10 protein-coding genes are annotated in these 15,212 nt (G+C 37.7%); 9 read left to right on the top strand and 1 reads right to left on the bottom strand.

The features are described 5' to 3' along the window. The 8 genes from rpsM to alaS all read left to right on the top strand — a co-directional run bounded on the left by rpsM (position 1) and on the right by alaS (position 10,324). On the top strand, positions 1-369 hold the full coding sequence (rpsM, locus tag ACFIJ0_RS08170; protein ID WP_375624064.1) for a 30S ribosomal protein S13: 369 nt from the start codon (positions 1-3) through the stop codon (positions 367-369). A gap of 114 nt (positions 370-483) precedes the next feature. After that, on the top strand, positions 484-873 hold the full coding sequence (rpsK, locus tag ACFIJ0_RS08165; RefSeq protein WP_375624063.1) for a 30S ribosomal protein S11: 390 nt from the start codon (positions 484-486) through the stop codon (positions 871-873). A 95-nt stretch (positions 874-968) separates the two neighbouring features. After that, the gene (locus ACFIJ0_RS08160) at positions 969-1,982 is read left to right on the top strand and encodes a DNA-directed RNA polymerase subunit alpha (protein ID WP_375624061.1); all 1,014 of its coding nucleotides are present in this window, start codon (positions 969-971) and stop codon (positions 1,980-1,982) included. Between the two features lie 24 nt (positions 1,983-2,006). After that, complete coding sequence (gene rplQ, locus ACFIJ0_RS08155; RefSeq protein WP_375624059.1) at positions 2,007-2,435, top strand: 50S ribosomal protein L17; 429 nt, start codon at positions 2,007-2,009, stop codon at positions 2,433-2,435. A 267-nt stretch (positions 2,436-2,702) separates the two neighbouring features. Further along, positions 2,703-4,097 (top strand): DegQ family serine endoprotease, encoded by a 1,395-nt coding sequence (locus ACFIJ0_RS08150; protein ID WP_375624057.1) that lies wholly within the window; start codon positions 2,703-2,705, stop codon positions 4,095-4,097. Between the two features lie 7 nt (positions 4,098-4,104). After that, on the top strand, positions 4,105-5,424 hold the full coding sequence (locus ACFIJ0_RS08145) for a replication-associated recombination protein A (protein ID WP_375624055.1): 1,320 nt from the start codon (positions 4,105-4,107) through the stop codon (positions 5,422-5,424). A gap of 985 nt (positions 5,425-6,409) precedes the next feature. Beyond that, positions 6,410-7,453 carry a recombinase RecA gene (gene recA / locus ACFIJ0_RS08140; RefSeq protein WP_375624053.1) on the top strand — a complete coding sequence of 348 codons (1,044 nt, stop codon included), beginning with the start codon at positions 6,410-6,412 and terminating at the stop codon, positions 7,451-7,453. 204 nt (positions 7,454-7,657) lie between these two features. Continuing rightward, positions 7,658-10,324: an alanine--tRNA ligase gene (alaS, locus tag ACFIJ0_RS08135; protein WP_375624051.1), complete on the top strand. Its 2,667-nt coding sequence runs from the start codon at positions 7,658-7,660 to the stop codon at positions 10,322-10,324. 1,215 nt (positions 10,325-11,539) lie between these two features. On the opposite strand, the gene ACFIJ0_RS08130 is transcribed toward alaS, so the two are convergent. Continuing rightward, a complete protein-coding gene (locus ACFIJ0_RS08130; RefSeq protein WP_375624049.1) occupies positions 11,540-13,321 on the bottom strand; it encodes a glucan ABC transporter ATP-binding protein/ permease in 1,782 nt (593 codons plus the stop codon). A 237-nt stretch (positions 13,322-13,558) separates the two neighbouring features. Between ACFIJ0_RS08130 and ACFIJ0_RS08125 the strand changes: the two genes are divergently transcribed. Further along, positions 13,559-14,542, top strand: a complete 984-nt coding sequence (locus ACFIJ0_RS08125) for an RluA family pseudouridine synthase (RefSeq protein WP_375624047.1) — start codon at positions 13,559-13,561, stop codon at positions 14,540-14,542. Positions 14,543-15,212: the final 670 nt, after the last annotated feature.

Here is a 15,212-nt window from a genome sequence, read left to right as displayed (position 1 = left end):
GTGGCTCGTATTGCTGGCGTCAATATCCCGACAAATAAGCGTGTAATTATTGCGCTTCAATATATCCACGGGATTGGACCAAAATTTGCTCATGAAATTATTGAAAGAGTTGGCATTCCCTTGGGGCGTCGTGTGCATGAACTTTCAGATGCTGAGGTGCTGCAGATTCGTGAGGCGATAGATCAGGGTTATCAAGTTGAAGGTGATCTTCGTCGTGAGGTTGCTATGAATGTTAAGCGTTTGATGGACCTTGGTTGTTATCGAGGATTGCGTCACCGCCGGTCTTTGCCTGTCCGAGGGCAGCGTACACATACGAATGCCCGTACGCGTAAAGGGCCAGCTAAGGCAATTGCCGGTAAGAAGAAATAAGATTCTTCGTGGAAGGTTTTTATATATTCTATTTCTTGTTTGATTTGTTTGACAAGGAAAAGAGGGTGGAGCTGCTGATGTTACGGCAGTGATGAGATCGTTGAAAGGGAAATTATGGCCAAGGAAGTCGCACGTGTTCGTCGTCGCGAACGTAAAAATATTTCTTCGGGTGTTGTGCATATTAATTCAACATTTAATAATACAATGATTACTATTACTGATGCTCAGGGTAATACAATTGCTTGGTCATCTGCGGGGGCTCAGGGGTTTAAAGGTGCGCGTAAATCGACTCCTTTTGCTGCTCAAGTTGCTGCGGAGGATTGTGCAAGAAAAGCGCAAGAGCATGGTATGCGTTCTTTGGAAGTTGAAGTTTGTGGACCTGGATCAGGGCGTGAATCTGCTCTACGTGCATTGCAATCTGTTGGTTTTGTCATTACTTCTATTCGTGATGTAACACCAATCCCTCATAATGGATGTCGTCCGCGGAAAAGGCGGCGTGTTTAATTGGGTGTTGTTTTTTTGTTGTCGGAGACTTCTCTGATGTTCACATTGGTCGTTACGATTGAATGGTAACGGAACTAAAGAACGGGAATAAAAATATGATTCAGAAAAACTGGCAGGAACTTATTAAACCCAATAAGGTTGAATCATGTGCGCATGATAATCCAAATATTATAAGTGTGATTGCTGAACCTCTTGAGCGGGGTTTTGGCTTAACGTTAGGAAATGCACTTCGTCGCGTGTTGTTATCTTCGCTTCGTGGTGCTGCTATTACTGCTGTACAGATTGACGGTGTCTTACATGAATTTTCATCGATTCCAGGTGTGCGTGAGGATGTTACGGATATTATTTTGAATATAAAAGAAATTGCGCTTCGTATGGAAGAGGAAGGGCCTAAACGTGTCGTCGTTTATAAAGAGGGGCCTGGTGTTGTGAAAGCGGGAGATATCAGTACCGTTGGGGATATGGCAATTCTAAATCCAGATCATGTTATTTGTACTCTTGATGAAGATGCTGAAATTCGTATGGAATTTATTGTCAATACAGGAAAGGGGTATGTTCCATCTGATCGTAATTGTGCTGATGATGCACGTATAGGACTTATTCCAATTGATAGTCTTTATTCACCAATTCGTAAAGTGTCTTATAAAGTGGAGAATACGCGTGAAGGTCAAGTTTTGGATTATGATAAATTGACCTTAACGATTGAAACGAATGGTGCTGTTAATGGAGAGGATGCTGTTGCTTTTGCAGCACGCATTCTTCAGGATCAATTATCGTTATTTATTAACTTTGAAGAGCCACAGAAGGAGCCTGTTGAAGAGGCTGATTCTGAGCTTTCGTTTAATCCTGCACTTCTCAAAAAAGTGGATGAATTAGAACTTTCAGTTCGTTCGGCAAATTGTCTTAAGAATGATAATATTGTCTATATTGGTGATCTTATTCAAAAAACAGAATCTGAAATGCTTCGGACACCGAATTTTGGTCGCAAATCGTTGAATGAGATTAAAGAAGTTTTGGCATGTATGGGTTTACATCTTGGGATGGAAATTCCTGCGTGGCCGCCTGAAAACATTGATGATCTTGCAAAACGTTATGAAGATCAATATTAAAATTATAATTTAAGGAGAGGGCTTATGCGCCATAGTAAATCAGGACGCAAGTTGAACCGTACTGCCAGTCACCGTAAAGCGATGTTTACAAATATGGCAACTTCGTTGATTGAGCATGAGCAGATTGTGACAACGCTTCCAAAGGCTAAAGAAATTCGTCCTATTGTTGAAAAACTCGTTACTCTTGGTAAGCGTGGTGGTTTGCATGCGCGTCGGCAAGCAATTGCTGCACTTCGTGATGCAGGAAAGGTTGCAAAATTATTTGATACGCTTGCGCCACGTTATGCATCACGCAACGGTGGATATTTGCGTATTATGAAAGCGGGGTTTCGTACCGGTGATAATGCGCCTATGGCTGTTATAGAATTTGTTGATCGTGATGTTGAAGCGAAGGGTGCTGGGGATCGTGCTCGCATGGAGGCTTCTGAGAATGAAAAGGGGACATCTTCGTAGAGTTTTTTATTCTGTTGGATTTTTAAAGGCCGCCTTGTCTTAGGCGGTTTTTTTGTGAGCATTTTTAAGTTTGTTTTAGTTGAGAAATAGGTTCAGAAAGAAAATTATAGGACATTGCATTATCTTATTTTTATAATATTTATTGTTCAAATAGGTTGTTTTTATTCTCTATTATGAAATATTAACAGAGATCCTTAGTTTGCGGGGATGAGTTTTTTAATTCTATTAATCTTCAACAGAATGTGCTGATTTTATAAGGAGTGGATTATGAGATATTCTTTTTGGGTGCGGATTTTTTTTGCAATTATGATGCAGATATCATTTGATCATGTATATGCTTATGTCCCTCAAACACAAACAGAAATCACTCTTTCGTTTGCTCCTTTAGTTAAAAAGACAGTTCCATCTGTTGTAAATATTTATGCAGCTCGACAAATTAGAGCACGATCACCTTTTGAAGGCGATCCATTTTTTGAGCAATTTTTTGGTCGTTTTCAAAATAATTTTCCTGTTCGCAAGCAATCGTCATTAGGATCAGGGGTGATTGTTGATGCACGTGGTTTGATTGTTACAAATTACCACGTCATTAAAGATGCAAGCGAAATTAAAGTGGCTTTTTCTGATGGGCGGGAGTTTGAGAGTAAGATCGTGCTCAAAGATGAAGCAACTGATATTGCAATTCTTAAAGTTGAGGGAAAAGATGCTCAATTCCCTGTTCTTTCTTTGGGAAATTCTGATGCTGTTGAAGTTGGTGATCTTGTTCTTGCTATTGGTAACCCTTTCGGTGTTGGTCAAACAGTTACAAGTGGTATTGTTTCAGCGCAAGCGCGTACACGTGTTGGGATTTCTGATTTTGACTTTTTTATTCAAACAGACGCTGCCATTAATCCAGGGAATTCTGGTGGTGCTTTAATCGATATGAAAGGTCAGTTAATCGGGATTAATACGGCTATTTATTCGCGTTCCGGTGGTTCTGTAGGGATTGGTTTTGCTATTCCAGTTAATCTTGTAAAAGTGATGCTTGATACTGTTAAACGCGGTGGAAAATATTTTGTGCCGCCTTATATTGGGGCTTCTTTTCAAAATGTTACACCTGATATTGCTGGTGGTTTAGGTTTAGAACGTCCCTATGGTGCTCTGATTATTGAAGTTATCAAAGATAGTCCTGCTGAAAAAGCTGGATTGAAAGTAGGTGATGTTATTTTGAGTGTGCAGGGGGTCCGCGTTGATAGTCCAGATAGTCTTGGGTATCGTTTGATGACAGCTGATGTTGGACATAGTCTTACTTTGGAATATTTACGAAGTGGAAAAACTTTAAAAACACAAATAACAATTTCATCGATATCAGAAACTGCATTTTTAAAATCTGAAAAAATTATGGGTGACAGTCCTCTTGCTGGTGCTGAAGTGTTAGATTTAACACCGCAAAATAGTCGACGTTTTCATCTTCCTATATCTGCAAAAGGGGTTGTAATTACCAATCTTGATGAAATGAGCAATGCAGCTGGAATTTTTCAGTCAGGAGATATTCTACGTGTTGTAAATGGACATAAAATTCAAACAGTTCATCAGTTGAAAAAGGTTCTTATGCAAGCTCGTTCGCGTACTTGGCAATTGGAATATGAACGTGATGGTATGTATATTCGTCAATTTATTCGGTGAGGTTTTTTTGAAGAAAGATTTTTTTACTTCGTCGTTTGATTTTCAAGTTAATAAAAATCAGCCACTTGCAGAAAGAATGCGCCCTTGTTCTCTTAATGATGTTGTGGGACAAACGCATTTGATTGGAGAGGATGGTTTGCTTTCACGTATGGTAGCAACTGGCTCAATTGGGTCGATGATTTTTTGGGGACCTCCAGGGACAGGAAAAACGACCGTTGCACGTTTGTTAGCACTTGAAACAAATTTTGCGTTTGAACAGGTTTCTGCTATTTTTACAGGAGTTTCTGAACTTAAAAAGATTTTTGAAATTGCGCAGAGGCGTTTTATATCTGGGGATAAAACACTTCTCTTTGTTGATGAAATTCATCGGTTTAATCGTGCGCAGCAGGATAGTTTTCTTTCTGTGATGGAAGATGGTACTGTGGTACTTATAGGTGCAACAACTGAAAATCCTTCTTTTCAACTTAATGCTGCTCTTCTTTCGCGTGCACGTGTTTTAACATTTCTTTCTCATGATCATGAAAGTTTGGACATGCTTTTGAGGCGTGCTGAAGAAGAGGAGGGAAAAATTCTTCCCTTGGATAATGATGCCAGAGACGTTTTGATAGAGATGTCTGATGGTGACGCGCGGGTAGCGTTAACATTGGCAGAGGAAGTTTGGTCTATTGCACCATTGGGAGAGATTCTTGATGTTGTTGCTTTGCAAAAAGTTATTCAGCGTCGTGCGCCCATTTATGATAAAGGACGAGATGGGCATTATAATCTCATTTCAGCGTTGCATAAATCCGTTCGTGGATCTGATCCTGATGCTGCGCTTTATTATTTGGCACGTATGTTGGATGCTGGTGAAGATCCTCTCTATATTGGGCGAAGATTGGTTCGTATGGCCGTTGAAGATGTTGGTTTGGCAGATCCTCAAGCTCTTGTCATTTGTAATGCAGCAAAAGATGCCTATGATTATTTAGGATCACCAGAAGGAGAATTGGCTTTGGCGCAAGCATGTCTGTATGTTGCAACTGCGCCAAAGTCAAATGCAACATATCTCGCGTATAAAGCAGCACTGCGTTGTGCGCGCAAAAATGGCTCTTTATCACCTCCTAAGCATATTCTTAATGCTCCTACGAAATTTATGAAGGAGGAAGGGTATGGAAATGGTTATTGTTATGACCATGATGAACCGGACGCTTTTTCAGGACAAGAATATTTTCCCGAAAAACTTGGGCGTCAGAGTTATTATAAACCAGTTGAGCGTGGTTTTGAGCGTGAAATTGTGAAACGTCTTGAGTGGTGGAAACAATTGCGCAAAAAACGTAAAGATCAAAAATAAAATTTGAGTTGAAATACATTTTTTATTGATCTTGGGTTTATTTTTTATCTCTTATGTTATTTTATGAGCAAGTTAGCTTATGTTTTTAACATTTATTGCATTGCTCGTAGAGATTTTTTTTTGAGATCTTAAAAAATGCATATTTTTTTATCAAATTTAAATGTGTCATTCAGCTTTTAAGCTGCTTTATTTTTGTGGTTTTTATTAAATAATATATTGATTTTAATGATAATTCACTGTTTTGTAAGTTGAATGCAAGTCCCAAATACCGTAAATTTCATTCATTCCAAGCCTGTTATTTGTTGAATCAATTAAATTATTCGCTTGTATGTTACAAGCAGGATTAGCGTAAAATTGTACAAGAAAGAACTAAAAATTCCTCTTATGAATCGTCTCAAGTGCCGAGAGCTGTCGCAACATTGGGGGATGATAAATAGTGTTGGTGCCCCTGGCTTGCTCCTTCTTTAGTGTAAAGATGGTGGCGCCCAAAGGGCTTTACAGTATACCACATTCATGGGTGTTATCACGAAGTGAGCTTGAGAGTATTGAGAGATGTTTCTTAAATCAAGTGCATGAATATGCAATACAATGGCGTTTTGTTCTTCGATGCAATAGGGTATGAGGTTGATTGATGATGCGTTTTTGTGTGATCAATAGCAGGAGAACTCTTAGCCTCTTAAATGCTTAATCAAAGGGATAAGCAGAAGGACTGTAGAACATTGTGTTTAAATTTAAATTGTTCCTTTTCTAGAGAGATATAAATATGTTAACTATGCTCTCATAGGGTATTATTTATTGGAGTTTATTTTGTGTCGTGAGGTAAGCATGTCAATTCTTTATTGTGATAGTCATGAATGTTATGGACATAATGTGGAGATAGGAATGGGAATAGTCTGTGAAAATCTAAACTCAAGCCTTTAGTTAAATTAAAAGTACAGTGTACACTTAAGTTTTAGGTTATTATGAATCGGTCAAGGATATAATCGTGGATAAAACAAAAGCTCTCGATGCTGCTCTCTCACAAATTGAACGTTCTTTTGGTAAAGGCTCGATTATGCGTCTTGGGCAAAAAGAGCAGGTTGTTGAAATTGAAACAGTTCCAACAGGGTCGTTATCCTTGGATATTGCTTTAGGGATTGGTGGATTACCGAAGGGGCGTATTGTTGAGATTTATGGACCAGAAAGTTCTGGGAAAACAACATTGGCTCTACATGCTATTGCTGAAGCACAGAAAGGGGGTGGGATTTGTGCTTTTATTGATGCAGAGCATGCACTTGATCCTATTTATGCGCGTAAGCTTGGTGTTGATCTAGAAAACTTGTTTATTTCTCAGCCAGATACCGGTGAACAGGCATTGGAAATTACAGAAACGTTGGTGCGTTCTGGTGCGGTTGATGTGCTTGTTGTGGATTCTGTCGCAGCTTTAACACCGCGAGCAGAAATTGACGGTGAAATGGGTGATGCTTTGCCCGGATTGCAAGCTCGGTTAATGAGTAAAGCGTTACGAAAATTAACAGCAGCAATTTTTCGCTCTAACTGTATGGTTGTCTTTATTAATCAAATTCGCATGAAAATCGGTGTAATGTTTGGTTCTCCCGAAACGACAACAGGTGGAAACGCTTTAAAGTTTTATGCTTCTGTTCGTTTAGATATTCGCCGCATTGGATCGATAAAAGATAGGGATGCAATCGTTGGTAATCAGACGCGCGTTAAAGTGGTGAAGAATAAACTGGCGCCTCCATTCAAACAGGTTGAGTTTGATATTATTTATGGTGAAGGTATTTCCAAAGTAGGTGAATTGATTGATTTGGGTGTCAAGGTTGGTATTGTGGAAAAATCTGGTGCATGGTTTTCTTATAATTCTCAGCGTTTAGGACAGGGGCGTGAGAATGCAAAGCAGTTTTTACGTGAACATGCGGAAATAGCTACAGAGATTGAAGCAGCTTTGCGCCAAAATGCTGGTTTGATTGCGATTGAATTGTTAGAAAATGCAGGGTCAGAAAATATAGAAAGTGATTCAGCTATTTGATGGGGCGTTTTTTTCGTCTATAATTTTTTCCTTTAAGATTTTTCTGTTTTTTGTTTGAGTTTTTAAATATACAGTTATTTTTTCTCAATTTTTTAAAACAAATATTCCATTCTTTAATTAAATTGACTCCATGCGTAGCGAAGAGGATGTTTGATGAGGGGGTTTTTCTTTTATGGTTTTGTGCTGTATTGAGCAGGTGTCAGTATGAATAGTGTTAATAATATTCGGTCAATATTTTTGGATTATTTTCATCGTAATGGGCATAAAGTTCTTTCTTCTAGTCCGCTTGTTCCGCGGAATGATCCTACACTTATGTTTACAAATGCAGGGATGGTGCAGTTTAAAAATGTTTTTACTGGACTTGAACAACCTCCTTATAAGCAGGCAACAACGGCACAAAAATGTGTTCGTGCGGGTGGAAAGCATAATGATCTTGATAATGTTGGTTATACGGCGCGCCATCATACATTTTTTGAAATGCTAGGTAATTTTTCTTTCGGTGATTATTTTAAAGAAGAAGCCATTTTTTTATCATGGAATCTGTTAACGAAGGAATTTTGCCTGCCAAAAGATAAATTGTTGGTGACAGTTTACCAGAGTGATGATGTTGCTGCTGAACTGTGGCGTAGAATTTCAGGTCTTCCAGATGAAAAAATTGTCCGTATTGCGACGGCTGATAATTTTTGGTCGATGGGAGAAACAGGCCCTTGTGGGCCTTGTTCGGAGATTTTTTATGATCATGGTGATAAAATCTGGGGCGGTCCTCCTGGAAGTATGGAAGAAGATGGCGATCGCTTTATTGAGATTTGGAATCTTGTTTTTATGCAATACGAGCAGATTTCTCAGGAAGAGCGTGTTGACTTGCCTCATCCTTCTATTGATACCGGTATGGGATTAGAGCGTATTGCTGCTGTTTTGCAGGGCGTTCATGATAATTATGACATTGATCTTTTTCGTGTATTAATTGCTGCATCAGAAGAAATTACAGGGATTGAGGCAAAGGGTGATTTTATTGCCAGCCATCGTGTCATTGCTGATCATCTTCGTTCATCTGCATTTTTGATTGCGGATGGTGTTCTTCCTTCTAATGAAGGAAGAGGATATGTTTTACGTCGTATTATGCGTCGTGCTATGCGTCATGCGCATCTTCTTGGTGCTAAAGAGCCCTTAATGTGGAAACTTTTGCCTGCTTTAAACTGCGAAATGGGAGAAGCCTATCCTGAATTGGTGCGTGCTGAATCTTTGATTTCAGAAACTTTAAGGTTAGAAGAAATACGTTTTCGTAAAACGCTTGAACGAGGACTGGGTTTGTTAAATGAAGCAAGTAGCGATCTTAAAGAAGGAGATCATTTAAATGGTGAAGTTGCTTTCAAGCTTTATGATACCTATGGTTTTCCGCTTGATTTAACGCAGGATGTTTTGCGGCGTCGTGGAATATCTGTTGATGTTGATACCTTTGATAAAGCGATGGAACGTCAAAAAGAGGAAGCGCGTGCCAATTGGTCTGGTTCTGGGGAAGCTGTAACAGAAAAGATCTGGTTTTCTGTTCGTGATAAAGTAGGGGCTACAGAATTTTTGGGTTATGAAACAGAAACGGCTAAAGGCATTCTTACAGCTCTTGTGTGTGATGGTAAACTTGTTGATCATATTTTTTCAGGTCAGAAAGCTATGCTTGTTGTTAATCAGACACCTTTTTATGGTGAATCTGGTGGGCAAATTGGTGATAGTGGTATCATTTCTGGTGAAAATTTTATTTTTGAGGTGCATGATACCCAAAGAAAGGGTGATGGTGTTTTTATTCATATTGGGGAGGTGAAATCTGGTCAGGCATCGAGGTCTGATTGTGTAGAATTAACCGTTGATGTTGTTCGTCGTAAAAAAATTCGTGGAAATCATTCTGCTACTCATTTGTTACACGAAGCTTTACGACAAGTTTTGGGATCTCATGTTACACAAAAGGGCTCTCTTGTATCGCCAGATCGGTTGCGTTTTGATTTTTCTCATCCAAAATCCGTTTCATCAGAAGAACTGAAAAAAATAGAAGATTTAGTAAATGAGATTATTTTGCAAAATAGTAGAGTGATAACGCACCTCATGGCTGTAGATGATGCAATTTCTGAAGGTGCAATGGCATTATTTGGTGAGAAATATGGTGATGAAGTTCGTGTTGTTTCTATGGGGGAGCCACTTGAACAGCGAAGATTAAAAAAGCATTGGTCAATAGAGCTTTGTGGAGGCACACATGTGGAGCGAACAGGTGATATTGGTTTGATTCATATTTTTTCTGAAAGTTCTGTTTCAGCTGGAGTTCGGCGTATTGAAGCTTTAACAGGCAAAGAAGCACGTCTTTATCTTAGTCGCCAAGATGAACGTATTCATGAAATTGCTGATCTTTTAAAAACTTCTTCTGCTGGCGTGGAAGAACGGGTGCGAATTTTGCTTGATGATCGTCGTAAACTTGAAAAAGAATTGAATGATGTACGCAAGAAAATGATGTTGAGTGGTGGAGTAACAGAAAGGAGCCAAGGTGATATTATCATTATTAATGGGCTTTCTTTTACTGGACGCGTTGTTAAGAATATTTTACCACGGGATCTTAAGGCGCTCGTTGATTCTGAGAAAAAACAAATCGGATCTGGAGTGGTTGCTTTTATTAGTGTTTCGGAGGATGGAAAAGGGAGTGCTGTTGTTGGCGTTACGAATGATTTAACGGATAAGTTAAATGCTGTTGAACTCGTTCGTATTCTTTCAGCTATGCTTGGTGGTAAAGGTGGAGGTGGCCGTCCTGATATGGCGCAGGCTGGTGGTCCTGAGGGGAACAAAGCTGATGAGGCATTTGCGGCACTAAAAGATTTTCTTGAAAAAAATTAAAGAATGAAATTATTCTACATAGGTGTTTTTTACATTTTTATATTGGGTTGGCATATAAGTATCACGAATATCTGTATGGTTTATTTCTGAAATGAAGATACAGCATAATTGGGGAAAAATACAATTGTAAAGATAAAAACAGTGTTTGTCTTTATCATCACTTTTTCATTTGGCTTTATAGCTTCTAAGCGTTTCAGGAATCACCGTTTTAAGATAAGATAGATTATGCAGCACTTCCTGCTTTGCTGTGTATTCTTTTACTAGGAAGAATAGTTATTGTGTTGCTCTTATAGATTTTTTTGAAGAAACATCTCTTTTTATGAAAGGAATAATACAAGATTTGCTGCATACGATTATCCTTATAAAGTTATAAGCTGTCATTATTCTATTAGCTTTCAAATAACTAAAATCCCTTTCCTTGAAAATGCTTATAAAAGAGTTGTTGTATCTTAGAGCTATTGTATTGTTTTCATTTTGCTTGTTATGTACAAGCAAACAGTTTTTTAGTTTATCATTAAAAGGTCTTGAAAAGAATATTCTCCTATCTTTATAAGTCTTTATTTTAAGTTATAAAGTAATGAATTATCTATATAAATCAAACGAATATTATATAAATCTAAAGATTTAGGTTAACATCTAATTTATTATAAAACAATTGCCTTAATACATTGATTTATAATGATAACTTATCGTTTCAAATTCTGTGTATGTTAAATTAATCAAAACCATTCACGGATATCGTTGTGAAATATGGGCTTAGGAGAATTGAGAAATGTTTCTAAAAAAAAGCCATATGAATGTGCAAAACAATGACGTTCTGTTCTTTATGAGAGGACTATAAAGAAAGTGATAAACAAAAAGAAAAGCAATACATAATATTCATTATTTAAAAGCTATTGCTTTAGTTCGTTTTGAAATTCGTAAAGCTGAGTTAAAAGAAGACGGTAAAACTGGAAGTTGTTTTTACCTTTACATCTTTATATTTTCCCTAAATGAGAGTGTATACTTGTTAATACGCACAAATATAGGGCAATATTTTTGTCCCAATCTAGTAAAATTGCAATAGTAGAGAAAATACTAAATTGTTTTAATATCTGTCTTAAATACCTAAAATGGATTGTGGCATTTTTAGAAATCTTTTTACTTGTATCATATAAGCACTCTTGTTGTATTGAGGCGGATTTTTTTGCATAAGATTTATGAAGAGTATCGTTTTTATGATGCTATGGCTTCATGTAAGGGGATAACATTTTCTCCTTCTCTTTCTGGTGGTTTGATTGTTAAACTACTTGCCTTTAAAAATTTAGAGAAACGTCCCCCCTTATCGATCAATTCTTGAAAGTTTCCTTTTTCCATTAAGTAACCATGTTCCAGAAAGAGTATCACATCAGCATTGCGTACTGTTGAGAGGCGATGTGCTATAATAAAAGTAGTGCGGTTATGGCGTATGCAATCGAGAGCATCTTTGACACGTGCTTCTGTTTCAACATCAAGAGCGCTTGTTGCTTCATCTAGAATGAGAATAGGGGCATTTTTTAAAACAGCACGTGCAATTGCTAGTCGCTGTTTTTCTCCACCTGATAATTGAGATCCTCGTTCGCCCACCATTGTGTTATAACAATCAGCTTTTTTTAGAATAAAATCGTGAGCTTCTGCTATTTTTGCTGCTTCATAAAGTTCTTCATTCGTTGCACTCGCTTTTCCTATTGAAATATTGTCATGAATAGTACGGTTGAAAAGACCTGAGTCTTGAAATACTGTTGCTAGAGATTTGCGTAAAGATTCGCGATTGATCGAGCATATATTTATTCCATCAATGGAGATATGCCCAAAGATAGGGTCGTATACGCGCTGCAACAGATTAATCAATGTTGTCTTCCCAGCCCCTGTTGGTCCTACAATCGCAACAGTTTGTCCTGCTTTAACCTCAAAGGAAATATCAAAAACGCCTTGAGAAGAATTTGGAAATTTATAGGTCACGTGATGAAATTGTATGGTGCCTTTAACATTTTTGAGGGAAGGAAGATTTTTTGGTTCGTTGATATGAAAAGTTGAGTCTTCCATTTCAAAAAATTCTTGCAGTTTTGCTTGTGAGGATATTGCACAATTAATAAAATTGCTCATTTGGTCTAGACGGCTAATCATGAGTTGTGCAAATCCAACAAAAGCAATGACTTCACCTACTCGTAATTGACCTTTTGCAACAAAAAAAGCTCCAAGGAGAAGAACACAAACGATTGAAATTGTTGAAGCCATTCGATTTAAGCCACTGGCGAGCGCCCACCAATTGAGAACAGGACTTTGTGCCTTAAGCAGAGCATTTGTATGTTGATGCAGTATAGAAGTTTCTTCTTTTATTCGGTTATAACTTTGTACAATGGAAACATTAGAGATTGAATCACTGACATGTTTAAAAAGGTTGTGATGGTAGCATTCTACAGCGGCTTGTCCGTCTTTTGTTTTTTGCATCACTAAACGTGCAATTAATACGTAGATGATAGCAAGCACAACCAAGACTATTGAAAGACGCCAATTCATATTAAACGCTATAGGGATGAGAACCAATAAGGCGACAAGCGTTGAGAGGTGTTGGCGCATAAAATCAAGCCATATGGTTGACATGGAATCTATTGCGCGCAAAAGTGTATGGAGTGCGTTGGAAGTCCCACGTTGTTGATGCCAAATTAAAGGCATGGCAATGATACGTTCGAAAGATTCCGTTAAAACCGTTAAACGGCGTCTATGGGCTAAGCGGTCAGCACCACGAGCAACAAGGACATAAGCAATAATATGTGAAAGTCCAAAACAAACCCAAATGGTAAGAGTAGGAATGATAGCTGATTTTTCTGAAATAGAATCAATAACGCGTCCGAATAAAATAGGTTCTGCAATAGTGATAATAGCTAACATAACATTAGCGGTACAGATTAAAAGGGATGCATTTTTTTCTCTATTTAGGTAAGTGAGAACACGTGCATAGGTTTTGAATAAGGACACGGTTAATTATCTCCATTCGCTATTAAGCGTAAAGGCTGTTGATTTTTATAACGATTAGTTTTTAGCTAATAAAATTTGGACGTTAAGAAAAGGCAATTTTGGATACTAACTGTAATATGGTGTGATAAAGCCAACTAAAATATGAATTTTTGTGTTTATAAAGGCGTAAAAATAGATCAATAAAATTATCAGGTAAAAAATATTGGGCAGAGAAAATTATCAGGTAAGGGAATTTTCATGGCAGGCATAGAAATAAAAAAAGTTGAAGCAGATGAAAATGGAATGCGCTTAGATCGCTGGTTTAAAGTGCATTACCCAGGACTTGGTTTTGGAGCTTTACAAAAATTGTTGCGTTCTGGTCAGATACGGGTTGATGGTGGACGTATGAAAGCCGATACGCGTCTTTGTATGGGGCAAGCTGTTCGTATTCCACCTCTCCCTATTAATGACAAGGTAAATCTTTCAATAACAGATAAAATACTTCGTGGGCAGGATGATGGAACCGTTTTAAAAAAAATGCTGCTTTATGAAGATCCAAAGGTATTTGTTTTTAATAAACCAGCTGGGTTGGCTGTACAAGGAGGCTCTGGTTTAACACGTCATATGGATAGTATGCTTGAGGTATGGCGCAATAAAAAAGGTGAAAAGCCGCGTTTGGTTCATCGTCTTGATCGTGAGACGTCGGGTGTGCTTATTGTTGCGCGATCAAGGGGAGCTGCTCAGTCCTTAACAGCTGCTTTTAGAGCGAGAGAAACAAAAAAGACTTATTGGGCATTAGTTCGGGGCGTGCCTAAAAAAAAGCAGAACAAAATTTCAACGTGGATGGTTAAGGAAATAACTGCACAAGGTGACAAAATGCGTGTTTGTGAACATGGGGAGCCAGATTCACATCATGCGGTTTCCTACTATCGCGTTTTAGATACGCGAGGGCGGGCTCTTTCGTGGCTTGAAATGGAACCCTATACAGGGAGAACACATCAGCTTCGTGTGCATGCTGCCCATATGGATCATCCTATCATTGGCGATACAAAGTATTTTTTTTCTGATAGTAATTGGACATTACCAGGAGGAATTCAAAACCGTCTGCATCTTCATGCGCGTCGTATTCGTATTCCTCATCCTTCAGGAGGAATATTGGATATTGTTGCACCTTTACCACCTCATATGGTCCAAAGTTTTAATCTTTTGTCTTTTAATGAGAGTGATGCTGAAACAGAGTAAAGAAACTTCATTTGTTCTTTTTGATTGATACAAATTTTATCTATAAATTTGATAAGATGAATAGGGCATCATTTGAAGAAAGTTTTTGATAAGTAAATAGCTATGAGAAAATTGTGTTTTTAAGTGATGAAATTTTCGAATATCATAAATTTTCTTTCTACAGCTCTTTATCCATATAGATTGTGTTGTTATTTTTGGATATGGTATGTTATTTAATAATTTGAGCTGATGAAGCTGCTCCTTTGAATTATCTACAGAGGTCATATATTGAGGAGGCGTGTCTGTTGAGGGAGATGAGTTAGATAAAATCTGCAGGATATTTACTAAAATAGTGAAGGCGATTTTAATTTTTTCATGGGGGATAATTGAAGGATTTTATAGTAATGCTTAGGAAAAGTCGCCTCTCAAAAAATTCCTGTTGTCAAGGAATTTTGTTTTGTTATCAATGTGCTTTGATATACTTATAGTATAGATTTACGCTTTGTATCTTTTCTTATACAATGAAGGCTTATTAGCAAAGTTCTCTTTTCAATGACCAATTATTTTTCTACTTACTTAGTTTATCCAAAAGATTAGCTTTCATAAAAGAAGAAATAAGTTTTTAGTATCTTAATGATTCATTGAAGTGAACTCATCACATTGAAAAAATATCTATACAAAAAATTGGAGA

This window comes from Bartonella sp. OC68QHHN (assembly GCF_042193875.1).
GTDB lineage: Bacteria > Pseudomonadota > Alphaproteobacteria > Rhizobiales > Rhizobiaceae > Bartonella > Bartonella grahamii_A.
The sequence above is the reverse complement of the archived record's forward strand: the minus strand, read 5'-3'. Positions and strand labels throughout refer to the sequence as shown.

Coding starts and splice junctions, on each gene's coding strand:
- rpsK (WP_375624063.1), top strand. CDS start 484: ATGGCCAAGGAAGTCGCACGTGTTCGTCGTCGCGAACGTAAAAATATT.
- ACFIJ0_RS08160 (WP_375624061.1), top strand. CDS start 969: ATGATTCAGAAAAACTGGCAGGAACTTATTAAACCCAATAAGGTTGAA.
- rplQ (WP_375624059.1), top strand. CDS start 2,007: ATGCGCCATAGTAAATCAGGACGCAAGTTGAACCGTACTGCCAGTCAC.
- ACFIJ0_RS08150 (WP_375624057.1), top strand. CDS start 2,703: ATGAGATATTCTTTTTGGGTGCGGATTTTTTTTGCAATTATGATGCAG.
- alaS (WP_375624051.1), top strand. CDS start 7,658: ATGAATAGTGTTAATAATATTCGGTCAATATTTTTGGATTATTTTCAT.
- ACFIJ0_RS08125 (WP_375624047.1), top strand. CDS start 13,559: ATGGCAGGCATAGAAATAAAAAAAGTTGAAGCAGATGAAAATGGAATG.